At 40.9% G+C, this 12,051-nt stretch carries 15 protein-coding genes; 3 read left to right on the top strand and 12 right to left on the bottom strand.

Annotation, left to right across the window (positions count from 1 at the left end):
* Positions 1-64 precede the first annotated feature (64 nt).
* From PY091_RS04115 to PY091_RS04090, 6 genes are all read right to left on the bottom strand, one after another.
* The gene (locus tag PY091_RS04115; RefSeq protein WP_013551418.1) at positions 65-289 is read right to left on the bottom strand and encodes a DUF2795 domain-containing protein; all 225 of its coding nucleotides are present in this window, start codon (positions 287-289) and stop codon (positions 65-67) included.
* Positions 290-414: 125 nt separating this feature from the next.
* A complete protein-coding gene (locus tag PY091_RS04110) occupies positions 415-972 on the bottom strand; it encodes a cob(I)yrinic acid a,c-diamide adenosyltransferase (protein ID WP_275648433.1) in 558 nt (185 codons plus the stop codon).
* Positions 973-1,032: 60 nt separating this feature from the next.
* Positions 1,033-1,194, bottom strand: coding sequence for a hypothetical protein (locus tag PY091_RS04105; protein ID WP_275648432.1), 162 nt, complete (start codon positions 1,192-1,194; stop codon positions 1,033-1,035).
* Positions 1,195-1,211: 17 nt separating this feature from the next.
* Positions 1,212-1,712, bottom strand: coding sequence for a hypothetical protein (locus PY091_RS04100; protein ID WP_417956599.1), 501 nt, complete (start codon positions 1,710-1,712; stop codon positions 1,212-1,214).
* 3 nt (positions 1,713-1,715) lie between these two features.
* Positions 1,716-3,587 (bottom strand): ABC-F family ATP-binding cassette domain-containing protein, encoded by a 1,872-nt coding sequence (locus PY091_RS04095; RefSeq protein WP_275648430.1) that lies wholly within the window; start codon positions 3,585-3,587, stop codon positions 1,716-1,718.
* A 21-nt stretch (positions 3,588-3,608) separates the two neighbouring features.
* Positions 3,609-4,778 (bottom strand): lipoprotein N-acyltransferase Lnb domain-containing protein, encoded by a 1,170-nt coding sequence (locus PY091_RS04090; RefSeq protein ID WP_275648429.1) that lies wholly within the window; start codon positions 4,776-4,778, stop codon positions 3,609-3,611.
* Between the two features lie 101 nt (positions 4,779-4,879).
* Between PY091_RS04090 and PY091_RS04085 the strand changes: the two genes are divergently transcribed.
* Positions 4,880-5,611: a CDP-alcohol phosphatidyltransferase family protein gene (locus tag PY091_RS04085; protein ID WP_275648428.1), complete on the top strand. Its 732-nt coding sequence runs from the start codon at positions 4,880-4,882 to the stop codon at positions 5,609-5,611.
* Complete coding sequence (locus PY091_RS04080; RefSeq protein WP_275648427.1) at positions 5,589-6,059, top strand: PH domain-containing protein; 471 nt, start codon at positions 5,589-5,591, stop codon at positions 6,057-6,059. Before PY091_RS04085 ends, PY091_RS04080 begins: the two co-directional genes overlap by 23 nt.
* Before the next feature lie 6 nt (positions 6,060-6,065).
* Here the strand turns inward: PY091_RS04080 and lptB are convergent, their stop codons facing one another.
* The 4 genes from lptB to PY091_RS04060 are packed head-to-tail and all read right to left on the bottom strand — an operon-like array spanning position 6,066 to position 9,011.
* A complete protein-coding gene (lptB, locus tag PY091_RS04075; RefSeq protein ID WP_275648426.1) occupies positions 6,066-6,806 on the bottom strand; it encodes an LPS export ABC transporter ATP-binding protein in 741 nt (246 codons plus the stop codon).
* Positions 6,807-6,863: 57 nt separating this feature from the next.
* Positions 6,864-7,214, bottom strand: a complete 351-nt coding sequence (locus PY091_RS04070; RefSeq protein ID WP_275648425.1) for a carboxymuconolactone decarboxylase family protein — start codon at positions 7,212-7,214, stop codon at positions 6,864-6,866.
* Positions 7,204-8,046, bottom strand: a complete 843-nt coding sequence (gene tatC / locus PY091_RS04065) for a twin-arginine translocase subunit TatC (protein WP_275648424.1) — start codon at positions 8,044-8,046, stop codon at positions 7,204-7,206. The genes PY091_RS04070 and tatC overlap by 11 nt, the downstream gene beginning before the upstream one ends.
* A complete protein-coding gene (locus PY091_RS04060; RefSeq protein ID WP_275648423.1) occupies positions 8,046-9,011 on the bottom strand; it encodes a KpsF/GutQ family sugar-phosphate isomerase in 966 nt (321 codons plus the stop codon). Before PY091_RS04060 ends, tatC begins: the two co-directional genes overlap by 1 nt.
* A gap of 185 nt (positions 9,012-9,196) precedes the next feature.
* Here PY091_RS04060 and recQ point away from each other — a divergent pair, with 185 nt between their 5' ends.
* Complete coding sequence (gene recQ / locus PY091_RS04055; RefSeq protein ID WP_275648422.1) at positions 9,197-11,398, top strand: DNA helicase RecQ; 2,202 nt, start codon at positions 9,197-9,199, stop codon at positions 11,396-11,398.
* Here recQ and PY091_RS04050 read toward each other — a convergent pair.
* Positions 11,395-11,706, bottom strand: a complete 312-nt coding sequence (locus PY091_RS04050) for a CCC motif membrane protein (protein WP_275648421.1) — start codon at positions 11,704-11,706, stop codon at positions 11,395-11,397. The two genes, recQ and PY091_RS04050, sit on opposite strands and share 4 nt — an antisense overlap.
* Positions 11,707-11,712: 6 nt before the next feature.
* On the bottom strand, positions 11,713-12,039 hold the full coding sequence (locus PY091_RS04045; protein WP_275648420.1) for a CCC motif membrane protein: 327 nt from the start codon (positions 12,037-12,039) through the stop codon (positions 11,713-11,715).
* Positions 12,040-12,051: the final 12 nt, after the last annotated feature.

Below are 12,051 nucleotides of genomic sequence, written 5' to 3'. Positions count from 1 at the left end.
TGTCAAAATTACATAAAAAAAAGCCTCAAATGAGACTTTTTAACGTGGTTTGTGTTTTTCGGATCTAATATTCGTCCTCGTTCCAGAGGTAGTCCTCCTCGGTAGGATAGTCCGGCCAAATTTCTTCTATTGACTCGTATATTTCGCCACCTTCTTCTTCCATCGATTGTAAATTTTCTACAACTTCCAACGGCGCTCCTGTTCGAATGGCGTAATCTATCAGTTCGTCTTTGGTTGCTGGCCAAGGCGCATCACTTAAATATGAAGCTAGTTCTAAAGTCCAGTACATAGTAACGGTTTGATTTTAAATTTTTTGCAAAAATAATTTTTAAACCCAATTTGTCAAGTAAAAACACCATTATTTAAAAATTATTTTATTGTTGACAAAACTTTTGGGCTAAAAAAGAGATTTTATCAGTCTAACTTCTCTGGGATCCATTTTACTTCATCGGCTTTTAAGTCCTTGGATAACTTTCGGGCCAAAACAAATAAATAATCGGATAGTCGGTTAATATAGGATAACACAGCATCGGGCACGGGTTCGTTTTCGTGCAAATAGGATATCATGCGTTCTCCACGACGACAAACGGTTCTGGCGATATGACAGTATGACACGGTGGTATGTCCTCCAGGTAAAATAAAATGTGTCATTTCTGGAAGCTCCTCGTTCATTTTATCCATTTCAAGTTCCAAAAATTGAATGTCATCTGGACTTATACGCGGAATTTTGAGTCGATTGTCCTTTTTTGGCTCTGTGGCCAAAATGGAACCAACGGTAAAAAGCTTTTCCTGAATCAGGGCCAGCGTGTTTTTGGAATGCTCATCCATGTCTTGATCTCGTAAAAGACCTAGGTGCGAATTGAGCTCATCTATGGTGCCATAACTTTCAATACGGGCGTGGTGCTTGGGAACACGGGTGCCCGTAAATAATGATGTGGTACCCTTATCCCCGGTTTTAGTGTATATCTTCATGTTGTCAGTTATCAATGTTCAATAATCAATTAACAATAGTAATTGACCATTGCACATTGTTTATTGCTCATTGTTTTTATCATGTTGACGCTTTCCTTCCATAAACTTTCTGGATTTTCTACGCCTTGTCGCTTTCTTGTTTCGGAACAGTATAATCAAATAGACCAGCCCCAAAACGGCGAGTACGTACCAAATGGTGTTATCTGTTGCAACATTTTCCATAGCCTAAAATTACCGTTTTAAATTCGAATCGTGAAATGTTCCTTTACTTGTTCCCTCCGGATGGAAATGAGACCGCAATGGTACATATCAATGCTTACCGTTATCTCTGGTAGGACAATCAAACGGTTCCATTTTTCCAATTTTTCTTTGTTATCATAAATGGAATTGACCAACACAAGACTGTCGTTGTGCAATTTTCCTTCGGAATGTATTTCTTGAAATAAGGGAATATCCATTTCATCAACAAAAAAAAGGTCTAAACGGTTTTCATCAAATTGAATATGGGGAAAGGTTTGTTCAACGAGCTCCATGACCTCATCATTGTTTTTAATGCCCACTCTTTCAAAACCGAAATAGCTCATGGTCTTTAGCAGTACATTGATGCTTTTGTTCTGGTGCAGCTTTTTTTTGGAATATAGGCATTGCGTTACATATTGGAACACAAATGGCGAATGCACGCCGTGTTCGTTGGTAGATTTACCTAAAAATTTTAGATATGAAATGAATCGGAACCACATGTATTATCCTTCTAGAATGGAAGAAAGCTCGAACCAGCGTTCCGTTTTTTCCTCGATAGCATCGGTGACTTCTTTAAGTTCGATGGAAAGATTGGCAATTTCGTCCCCATCCAGATCAGGGTCAGTGAATTTGTTCTGCAGTGTGACTTTTTTCTCTTCCAGTTTTTGAATGTCCTTTTCCAGTTGTTTGTATTCTTTCTGCTCTGAATAGGACAGTTTGCCGCCACTGGTGTCACGCCAATTATTCTCTGTTTTGTCGGAAGAAGTGGTTTTATTTTCGCGTTCCTCGATTACTTTACTGGTCTCGTAGCTTCGGTAATCGGAGTAGTTGCCTGGGAAATCCTCTATTACTCCTTCTCCGCGGAAGACAAACAAGTGGTCTACAATTTTATCCATGAAATAACGATCGTGGGAGACCACTATCAAACAGCCGGGAAAATCCAACAAAAAGCTTTCCAGTACATTAAGGGTAACGATATCCAAATCGTTTGTCGGCTCATCCAAAATAAGGAAGTTAGGGTTTTGAATGAGTACGGTACATAAATACAGTCGCTTACGTTCCCCTCCGCTCAATTTCTCAACAAAATCATATTGCTTTTTACGGTCAAAAAGAAAACGCTCCAACAACTGCTGGGCAGAGATTTGCCTCCCCTTTTTTAAAGGGATGTAGTCGCCGAATTCCCGAATTACATCGATTACCTTTTGGCCCTCTTTATCGGGAATTCCCTTTTGGGTATAATAACCGAATTTTACGGTATCACCGACCACAACCTTCCCGCCTTCCACATTTTCTTGTTGTGTGATGATGTTCAAAAAAGTGGATTTTCCGGTTCCGTTTTTCCCGATAATGCCCACACGTTCACCTTTGGTGAAGTTATAATCGAACTTATCCAAAATCGTTTTGTCGCCGTAAGATTTGGAAATATTGTGAAGTTCCAAAATCTTACTGCCCAAGCGCTCCATGTTCAGTTCCAATTGAACCTCATGCTCTTGTCTCCTTTGATGTGCCCGTTTTTTAATTTCAGCAAAATCATCGATGCGGGATTTGGATTTTGTAGTACGTGCCTTGGGTTGTCTGCGCATCCAATCCAACTCCTTTTTGTACAGCATTTTTGTTTTTTGCTGTTCCACGGCCTCTCGCTCCATTCGGGCCTCTTTTTCGTTCAGGTAATAGGAGTAGTTGCCTTTGTAGGTGTATAGTTGGTTGTTGTCCAGCTCCAAAATTTCGTTACAGACCCTATCCAAAAAATAGCGGTCGTGCGTCACCATAAACAGCGTTATGCTTTCCTTGGCAAAATAGGCCTCTAGCCACTCGATCATTTCTAGATCTAAATGGTTGGTAGGCTCGTCCAATATTAAAAGGTCAGGTTTGTTAAGCAGGGCATTGGCCAAGGCCAATCGTTTTTTTTGTCCACCGGATAGTGTGCTCACCTTCGCATCCAGTTTGGAAAGCTGTAATTGAAATAGTATTTGTTTGTATTGTGTCTCAAAATCCCAAGCATTGAGCCGTTCCATGGCCTCGAAGGCTTTTTGGTATTGCTCGGTGTTCTCTGGGTTCTCGACGGCCTTTTCGTAATTGGCAATTACCTTTAAGATTTCATTGTCGGTAGTAAAAATGGTTTCCTCGACGGTCAAATTTGGATTCAAATCGGGTTCTTGTTCCAAAAATGAAATCTTGATGCCCTTGCGGGTGGTCACTTGGCCTGTCTCGGAAGTGTCCTTTCCCGACATTATGTTTAGAATGGAAGTTTTACCACTTCCATTTTTAGCGATGAGCGCAATCTTTTGGTCTTTATTTATTCCAAAGGAAATAGCGGAGAAGAGCACTAGCTCTCCATACGATTTTGATATGTTTTCGACCGTTAATAAGTTCATGTCTGTTATTTGTGTGCCTTCCTACAATTTGGAGTACCGAATCATGTACGCGTAGCGGATGGCAAGGGTCAAAAGTAGTGGAATAAGCACAGGAGAAAAAATTTGGACCTTAAATATCCATAGTATCAGAACAAGTGCGATAAGGCCTAATGTGGCCCAAAGATATTTAGGTGCCCACTCGGGTATTTTATCCTGAAAAGCAAGGATAAATGCAACAACCATATTTAATGGAAATGCCCATAGGATATTAAAATTGTAAGGTGTGGAGGTATGGTCGGCCGCTACCCACAGCAGAAATAGGAAGGTGCCTGCAAATCCGGTTATGAACAACAAAGAAAAGTCCAACCAGCGGCTACGGGCTTTATGTCTGTAATCAAAATAAGTGATAATGGCAGTAAAAGCAAAGAGCATCAAAAACCAAAATAAAGGGGAGAGCGGGAAAAAACTGTTCTGGGTATGCTCATTGTAATCCAAGATGGAACGTTCTCTTAAGACCAGGGCTTTTCCGTTCAATGTAGTGTTTCTAAGTTGCTCCATGGTGTAGTAGGGCAAAAACATATGCTCTTGTACTGTGGCAGTCCGGTCTACCGGAGAGCCAAAGGCCAAGTCTATGCCGAACATGGACCAAGTGTTCACATCCATGAATTGACGTACCAATTGTCGGAATGTGTATTGTTTTTCAAGATATGATCCATCAAAAACAACGGCATCACCAAATTGTTCCTTTAAAATATCCCCTGTAATACTGGAGCAGTTGTTCAGCAGGGGGTCGTAAAGATAATCCCTGTTCTCGGGCAGATAATTTTCTTCAAAAAATGAAAGTAGCTGATTTCTTTGGCCAAGGTCCAAATTCAAAATCTGCTCCTTTACCCATCTTTTTTCCAATTCGTACTCGTACAGAAAGCTCTCAAACCTTCTTCTGGAAAGGGAATAGATCATTTTTCCCTTGGTAAAGTTTAGATAAAAGTTCGGCTGGTTAAAATCAAAAGTACCGTAATTGTACACTACATCGATTCCCAGGGCAGGGTCTTGTACTCTAAATGCCGTATGGCCAAATGCGGAGTAAAGCTGATCGCCTGCTGCGCACGTAAGCAAGCTTACTTTTGAGTTTTCCGTGAGCTGTGGGACTTGGGAAAAAAGGAATTTCCCTATAATGAAGCATATAAATAATAGATGGAGCTTTCGTCTCATTCCGAATTTTATCAGAACAAATATCAGAATAAAAATGGCTCGGTGTACCTTGCGTTGCCTACAGTTTAATTTTTCCTTTATTTTTACGGAAACCTAATTTTATGAAGTCCTATATTCCTAATTTTTTAACCCTTCTCAATGTTTTTAGTGGTTGTGTGGCAACTGTTTTCGCGGTGCTCAATCATTTGGAATGGGCTGCACTTTTTGTGTTTATCGGGATTTTCTTTGATTTTTTCGATGGCCTTGCTGCAAGAGCACTAAATGTTCAAAGTGAAATTGGAGTACAATTGGACTCTTTGGCCGATGTTATTACGAGTGGTTTGGTGCCCGGAGTTGTAATGTTCCAATTGTTGAGTATGGCTGAAAGGGGAGGATGGAACCTTGGGTTTATTGGCCATGATGCAGAAATTACCCTTCTGCCGTTTGTGGGATTTGCCATTACTTTGGCTTCAGCTTATCGCTTGGCCAAGTTTAATGTGGACGAAAACCAGGTATCCTCTTTTGTTGGTCTTCCAACACCTGCAAATGCACTTTTAATTCTTTCGTTGCCCATGATTCTGTTATACCACAACAACGAGGTGTTGGGTAACATTATCTTGAACCCATGGTTTTTGGTAGCGCTAACCGTTTTGAGTTCGTACTTATTGAATTCACCGATTGAATTGTTTGCGCTAAAGTTTAAAAATTGGAGCTTTAAGGATAATGGGATTAGGTATTTGTTTATTATTGGTAGTTTGGTGCTGTTGTTGACCTTGCGCTTTTTGGCGATACCTGTTATTGTTTTTGCTTACATTTTGATGTCATTGATTAATGGAAGAGGAAAAGCAGCATAGTGCAAAACAAGAAGCTTCGACCAAAGGTGTGGTTTATCCTTCCAAGGTGGGATTGGAGTTGCTTGTTCCCTTTATTTTGATTTTCGGGATAGCAATTGTCCTCTCTTTTGAAAAAAGCAGCTTGATTGATGTCATTGTCCAGTTTGGGCTGATGTTCGCTTTCATAGCTCTATTTTTCTCGATTTCTTATGAGGTTACTGATGAAGTTTTAACTGTTACCACCTTTTTCTTTATCAAGAAAAGTATTCTTATAAAAGATATTACAAGGATAGTGGAGTCAAACAATCCGCTTAGTTCCCCGGCAGCTTCCTTGGATCGTTTGGAAGTTTATTATGGAAAATACAGTGGCACTATAATCTCTCCCAGGGATAAAATGAAGTTCATTGAGCATCTCAAGCGATTGTCACCATCCATTCAGGTTGATCTTAAGAAGAAAAATAAGAAATAGTGGATGTTAAAAATCCAGTTTCTTTTTACGCAGCTCAAAGTTTTGACCCAAATATACTTTCCTTACCATTTCATCTACAGCCAGCTCTTCGGGAACACCTGCTTTTAGGATTCCCCCTTCGAACATCAAATAAGAGCGTTCGGTAATGGCCAAGGTTTCCTGTACGTTGTGGTCTGTGATCAAAATACCAATGTTCTTGTTCTTGAGCTGTGCTACAATTCGTTGAATATCTTCCACTGCCACGGGATCCACACCTGCAAAAGGTTCATCCAAAAGAATAAATTTAGGGTCAGTGGCCAAAGCACGGGCAATCTCTGTACGGCGACGTTCACCACCTGAAAGAAGGTCTCCGCGGTTTTTACGGATATGTCCCAGACCAAATTCATCGATCAGGGATTCCATTTTCATATGTTGCTCTTTTTTGCTCAACTTGGTAAGTTGCAACACACTGAGAATATTTTTTTCGATACTCAATTTTCGGAAAACTGAAGCTTCTTGCGCCAAATAACCGATACCATGCTGTGCCCTTTTGTACATAGGGAAACTTGTAATATCGGTGTTGTCCAGATAAATATTTCCACCGTTTGGCTTTATCAGTCCAACGATCATATAAAACGAAGTTGTTTTACCGGCACCATTGGGTCCCAATAGTCCTACGATTTCACCCTGGTTTACTTCCAAGGAAATACCTTTTACAACTTTTCGGCCTCGATAGGCCTTCATTATATTATCTGCGCGTAGCTTCATAGGAATTTGCCAAAACTAAACATATTCTTTTTCTGCTGTATGGTCTTTTGGATTTTTTTAAGCTTCGGCTTCTTCCAGGTCTTCCCAATATTCAAAAGCGCGACGCAAGTGTGGGATTACAATGGTGCCTCCCACCAAAGTGGCAATGCCCAATGTTTCCATCACCTCTTCCTTGTTGGCGCCGGCCTCCTTGGAGCTTTCCAAGTGATATTTAACACAATCATCGCAGCGTAACACCGCTGAGGCTACCAAGCCCAATAGCTCTTTGGTCTTTACATCCAAGGCTCCTTCCATGTAGGCGTTGGTGTCCAGGTTAAAGATGCGTTTGATGAGTTTATTGTTTTCGGCAAGGAGCTTATCGTTCATTTTGGCACGATAGGCATTGAACTCTTCTACTTTATTTGGCATTTTTTCTTGCTTTCTCTTTTCTTTCTTCTTTTCTAACCACCATTCTTGAAATGAAAATACTTACTTGATACAAAACAAGAACGGGAATACATACAATAATCTGACTGGTGACATCCGGAGGTGTAATGATCGCGGACAGTATCAATATGATCACCAATGCAATCTTTCTGTATTTTTTGAGGATTTCCGGGGTTACCAATCCCACTTTGGTCAAAAAGAAGATTACAATGGGCAATTCGAACATAATACCGCAAGCTATTACCGAGGCCCTTACTGTTCCAATGTATGATGCTAGGTCTATTTCGTTCAGTACTTCCTTGCTCACTTGGTACGACCCCAAAAAGTTGATGGATAGTGGAGCAACTATGTAATAACCGAAAAGAACCCCAAGAAAAAACAATCCTGAAGCTGTTATGATAAAGCCTCTGGAGTGTTTTCTTTCGTTTTCGTATAGCCCAGGGCTGATGAATTTCCACAATTCCCATAAAATGTAAGGGAACCCAAGGATAACCCCTGCCCAAATTGAAGTCCAGATGTGGGCGGAGAATTGACCCGCCATCAATCTACTCTGAATGGTGAACGGAATTGTATCACCACAGAATTCGGAGTTTACTCCAAAGAACTTTCCAATATTACAGAAGAACTGATAGGTTGGGAAGTCCATGTTTTTGGGACCGAACAATATCGTATCAAAAATAAAGCTCCTGAATACAAAGGCTAAACAGGCAATGATCACTACTGCCAAAGTGGAGCGCACCAAATGCCAACGTAACTCTTCCAAATGGTCCAAAAAGGACATTTCATCCGGATTTTTTCTCTCTTTTTTTGCCATTATAGGATTCCCTCGTTTATAAGGTTATGGATGTGGACAACGCCCGCATAATTGTCCCCATCAAAGGCCAATAATTGGGATATGCTTTTTTCCTGCAACATTTTTAAAGCTTTGATGGCCAGGGTGTCCACGTCTATTGTTTTTGGGTTGGAAGTCATAATATCCTTTGCGGTAAGTCCACTTATATTATCATACTTGCTCAACATTCTCCTTACGTCGCCATCTGTAACGATTCCTACGACTTTGTTGTTGTCCAATACTGCGGTTACACCTAACATTTTTTCGGAAATCTCAACAATTACGTCTTTTACCTTGGTGTTGATGTCCACCTGCGGTTTTTGGTTGTTCACTACAATATCGGCAACGCGCAAATACAATTTTTTGCCCAAAGCTCCGCCTGGATGGTATTTAGCGAAATCAGAACTGCTGAACCCCTTGAGTTCCAGAAGAGAAATAGCTAGAGCATCTCCCATGGCCATTTGGGCCGAAGTACTTGTTGTGGGGGCCAAGTTATTTGGGCAAGCCTCTTTCTCTACATAGGTATTCAATACAAAATCTGCCTGTTTTGCCAACACGGAATCCATGTTTCCGGTTATGCCGATCAGTTTGTGCTTTCCAATTTTAATAAGTGGAAGCAGTGCTTTGATCTCCGGTGTATTGCCACTTTTGGACAAACAAATTACTACATCGTTTTGTTGTATGGTTCCCAAATCTCCGTGGATGGCATCTGCTGCATGCATAAATATGGCAGGTGTTCCTGTGGAGTTTAAAGTAGCTACGATCTTGGATGCGATTATGGCGCTTTTACCAACCCCGGATACCACGACCCTACCTTCCGACTCCAAAATGCATTGGACGGCATGAGCGAATTGGTCATCCAACAGACCTATTAAATTTGCCACGGCCTTGCTCTCGATTTCAAGGGTCCGTTTTGCTATGGATAAAATGGACTTAATGTCGTTCAAAGTAATTAACCGATTATCTGATTGTATTCCTAAAAGAATGTCTTATATTTAAGATTACAAAACTAATCAAACTATCTTTTACAGACTATTATGGAAGTGAGAATAGATTCTTCTGTAATCGAATGGTTAAAATATTAGCTTCAACTGCCTTTTAGGTTGCTTGTATAAAATTGAAAAATGCGGAAATGAGCCTAACGAACACTGATTTGCATTCCTCGCTCAAAAAATATTTTGGTTTCTCAAAGTTCAAAGGATTACAAGAAGATGTAATACAGAACGTACTTGGTGATAACGATACATTTGTGATCATGCCCACAGGAGGGGGTAAATCGCTATGCTATCAGTTGCCCGCAATCATGAAAGAGGGGACCGCCATTGTGGTCTCTCCCTTGATCGCTTTGATGAAAAACCAAGTAGATGCCATACGGGGGATATCCGAACAAAACGGAATAGCCCATGTACTTAACTCTTCCCTGACCAAAACGGAAGTAAGGCAGGTCAAAGAGGATATTACCAACGGTGTTACCAAACTACTCTATGTAGCACCGGAATCGTTGACCAAAGAGGAGAATGTAGATTTCCTGAAAAAAGTAAAGCTATCGTTTGTAGCGGTGGATGAAGCCCACTGTATTTCGGAATGGGGGCACGATTTTAGGCCCGAGTACCGAAATCTTCGAGGTATAATCAACAGGCTTGGAGACAATATTCCAATAATTGGGTTAACGGCAACGGCAACGCCCAAAGTCCAGGAAGATATTATTAAAAACTTGGGGATGACGGATGCGAAAGTTTTCAAAGCATCCTTTAACCGCCCCAATCTATTTTACGAAGTTCGTCCAAAAACCAAAGATGTTGATGCGGATATCATTCGCTTTGTAAAACAGAATCAAGGGAAATCCGGTATTATTTATTGTTTGAGTCGGAAAAGGGTGGAAGAACTGGCCCAGGTGCTTCAGGTGAACGGGGTAAGTGCTGTTCCCTACCACGCGGGTTTCGATGCCAAGACACGTTCCAAGTATCAGGATATGTTTCTGATGGAAGAAGTGGATGTGGTCGTGGCCACCATTGCTTTTGGAATGGGAATCGATAAACCCGATGTGCGTTTTGTGATCCACCACGATATTCCAAAAAGTATAGAAAGCTACTATCAAGAAACCGGACGCGCAGGAAGAGACGGGGGAGAAGGTCATTGTTTGGCCTACTACGCATACAAAGATGTGGAAAAGCTGGAAAAGTTCATGTCGGGCAAGCCGGTAGCGGAGCAAGAAATAGGAAATGCGCTGCTACAGGAAATTGTGGCCTATGCCGAGACATCCATATCGCGAAGAAAATTCATACTCCATTACTTTGGAGAAGATTTTGACGAAGTGAACGGTGAAGGGGCCGATATGGATGATAATTCAAGAAACCCAAAGCCTAAAGAGGAAGCCATGGATGAAGTGGTGAAACTTCTGAACGTGGTAAAGGAAACCAAAGAAAAATTCAAGACCAAGGAAATTGTAAGGGTGTTGGTGGGAAAGACCAATGCGATGATTTCCTCACATAAAACAGATGAAAAACCCTTTTTTGGAATAGGAAAGGACAAGGATAAGGAGTTTTGGATGGCCCTGACAAGACAGGTATTGGTAGCTGGCCTTCTCAAAAAGGAAATTGAACGCTACGGGATACTACACTTGACCAAATTGGGTCAAAGCTATCTAAATGCCCCAGAGTCTTTTATGATGACAAAAGACCATGTCTATTCCAAGGATGATACCGGAAATATTGTTACGGCTGAAAAATCCAATGGGGCCGTTGCGGATGAAAATTTATTGAAATTATTACGTGACCTCAGAAAAAAGGAAGCGCAAAAACGCGAGGTACCTCCATTTGTGGTTTTTCAAGACCCGTCTTTAGAGGATATGTCCTTAAAATATCCGATTACTATGCAGGAACTCATTAATATCCAAGGAGTTGGTGAGGGAAAGGCCAAAAAGTATGGAAAGGCATTTGTGGATTTGATTTCCAAATACGTTGAGGAAAATGATATTGTAAGGCCTGATGACCTCGTGGTAAAAAGCACAGGAGCCAATTCTGGCTTAAAACTTTATGTGATACAAAGTGTGGACAGAAAGTTGCCACTGGATGATATTGCTTCCGCAAAAGGCTTGGAACTACCTGAGTTGATCAAAGAAATGGAGCAAATTGTTTTCAGTGGTACCAAATTGAACATTGGTTATTGGATCGATGAAATCCTTGATGAGGACCAGCAGGAAGAAATCCACGATTACTTTTTAGAAGCCGAGTCGGACTCCATTTCAGCAGCTATAGATGAGTTTGAGGGTGATTACGAAGATGAAGAGCTACGTTTGTACCGTCTTAAATTTATAAGTGAGGTCGCGAATTAAAATTCGCGACTTAACTCACCTGTAGTAATTGCCGCTATAATTAATCCAAAATAAAGTATAAACAGTACTAAGGAGACTAAGGCTAGACCCAATCCAACATAGGATAGGATCTTACCCGTTTTTACATTGCTGTAATCGGTATAGCTTTCAGGACTTTGTTGGTATAATTGATTGGCGGTTTTGGCCTTTACCAATCCTATAATACTAAAAATGGCTCCGAATGGGCCACAGCAAATCAAAGTGCCGACAATGGAGAGTATCCCCATTGTCAACACAGTACTTGCCCCGGGTAAGGGTTGTTGGTTCATATTCTACTATTGATATTGTTCTAAAATCTCTTGCATTTTTTGCGGGTCCTGTAGGGTTTCCCATCCAAAGAATGAAATGGCCCAGATCATATAGGCGATGGCCAAAACGTTGAGTACAAGACCGATAATTGCCAGTATTCTTCCTGTTTTTACAGTCTGGACACCTTCATATATTTCAGGGTTTTCGGCATAGAGTTTTAAAGCCTTATTGGCCAAGATTAAGGCAATGATTCCGAATATAAGTCCGATTACACCATAACAACAACAGGTTACGATTGAAATGATTCCAAAGACCATTATAAGTGTTGCGTTTGGAAGTTTTTGTTGTTCCATAATTTTAAGGTA

Origin of the sequence: Flagellimonas okinawensis (assembly GCF_029194005.1) — a bacterium.
Taxonomy (GTDB): domain Bacteria; phylum Bacteroidota; class Bacteroidia; order Flavobacteriales; family Flavobacteriaceae; genus Flagellimonas; species Flagellimonas okinawensis.
Note: the sequence above shows the minus strand (reverse complement) of the source record. Positions and strands in the feature narration are given on the sequence as shown.

Excerpts from the sequence above, each read along its gene's own strand:
- PY091_RS04115 (WP_013551418.1), bottom strand. The coding sequence starts at position 289 with ATGTACTGGACTTTAGAACTAGCTTCATATTTAAGTGATGCGCCTTGG.
- PY091_RS04110 (WP_275648433.1), bottom strand. The coding sequence starts at position 972 with ATGAAGATATACACTAAAACCGGGGATAAGGGTACCACATCATTATTT.
- PY091_RS04105 (WP_275648432.1), bottom strand. The coding sequence starts at position 1,194 with ATGGAAAATGTTGCAACAGATAACACCATTTGGTACGTACTCGCCGTT.
- PY091_RS04100 (WP_417956599.1), bottom strand. The coding sequence starts at position 1,712 with ATGTGGTTCCGATTCATTTCATATCTAAAATTTTTAGGTAAATCTACC.
- PY091_RS04095 (WP_275648430.1), bottom strand. The coding sequence starts at position 3,587 with ATGAACTTATTAACGGTCGAAAACATATCAAAATCGTATGGAGAGCTA.
- PY091_RS04090 (WP_275648429.1), bottom strand. The coding sequence starts at position 4,778 with ATGAGACGAAAGCTCCATCTATTATTTATATGCTTCATTATAGGGAAA.
- PY091_RS04085 (WP_275648428.1), top strand. The coding sequence starts at position 4,880 with ATGAAGTCCTATATTCCTAATTTTTTAACCCTTCTCAATGTTTTTAGT.
- PY091_RS04080 (WP_275648427.1), top strand. The coding sequence starts at position 5,589 with ATGGAAGAGGAAAAGCAGCATAGTGCAAAACAAGAAGCTTCGACCAAA.
- lptB (WP_275648426.1), bottom strand. The coding sequence starts at position 6,806 with ATGAAGCTACGCGCAGATAATATAATGAAGGCCTATCGAGGCCGAAAA.
- PY091_RS04070 (WP_275648425.1), bottom strand. The coding sequence starts at position 7,214 with ATGCCAAATAAAGTAGAAGAGTTCAATGCCTATCGTGCCAAAATGAAC.
- tatC (WP_275648424.1), bottom strand. The coding sequence starts at position 8,046 with ATGGCAAAAAAAGAGAGAAAAAATCCGGATGAAATGTCCTTTTTGGAC.
- recQ (WP_275648422.1), top strand. The coding sequence starts at position 9,197 with ATGAGCCTAACGAACACTGATTTGCATTCCTCGCTCAAAAAATATTTT.
- PY091_RS04050 (WP_275648421.1), bottom strand. The coding sequence starts at position 11,706 with ATGAACCAACAACCCTTACCCGGGGCAAGTACTGTGTTGACAATGGGG.
- PY091_RS04045 (WP_275648420.1), bottom strand. The coding sequence starts at position 12,039 with ATGGAACAACAAAAACTTCCAAACGCAACACTTATAATGGTCTTTGGA.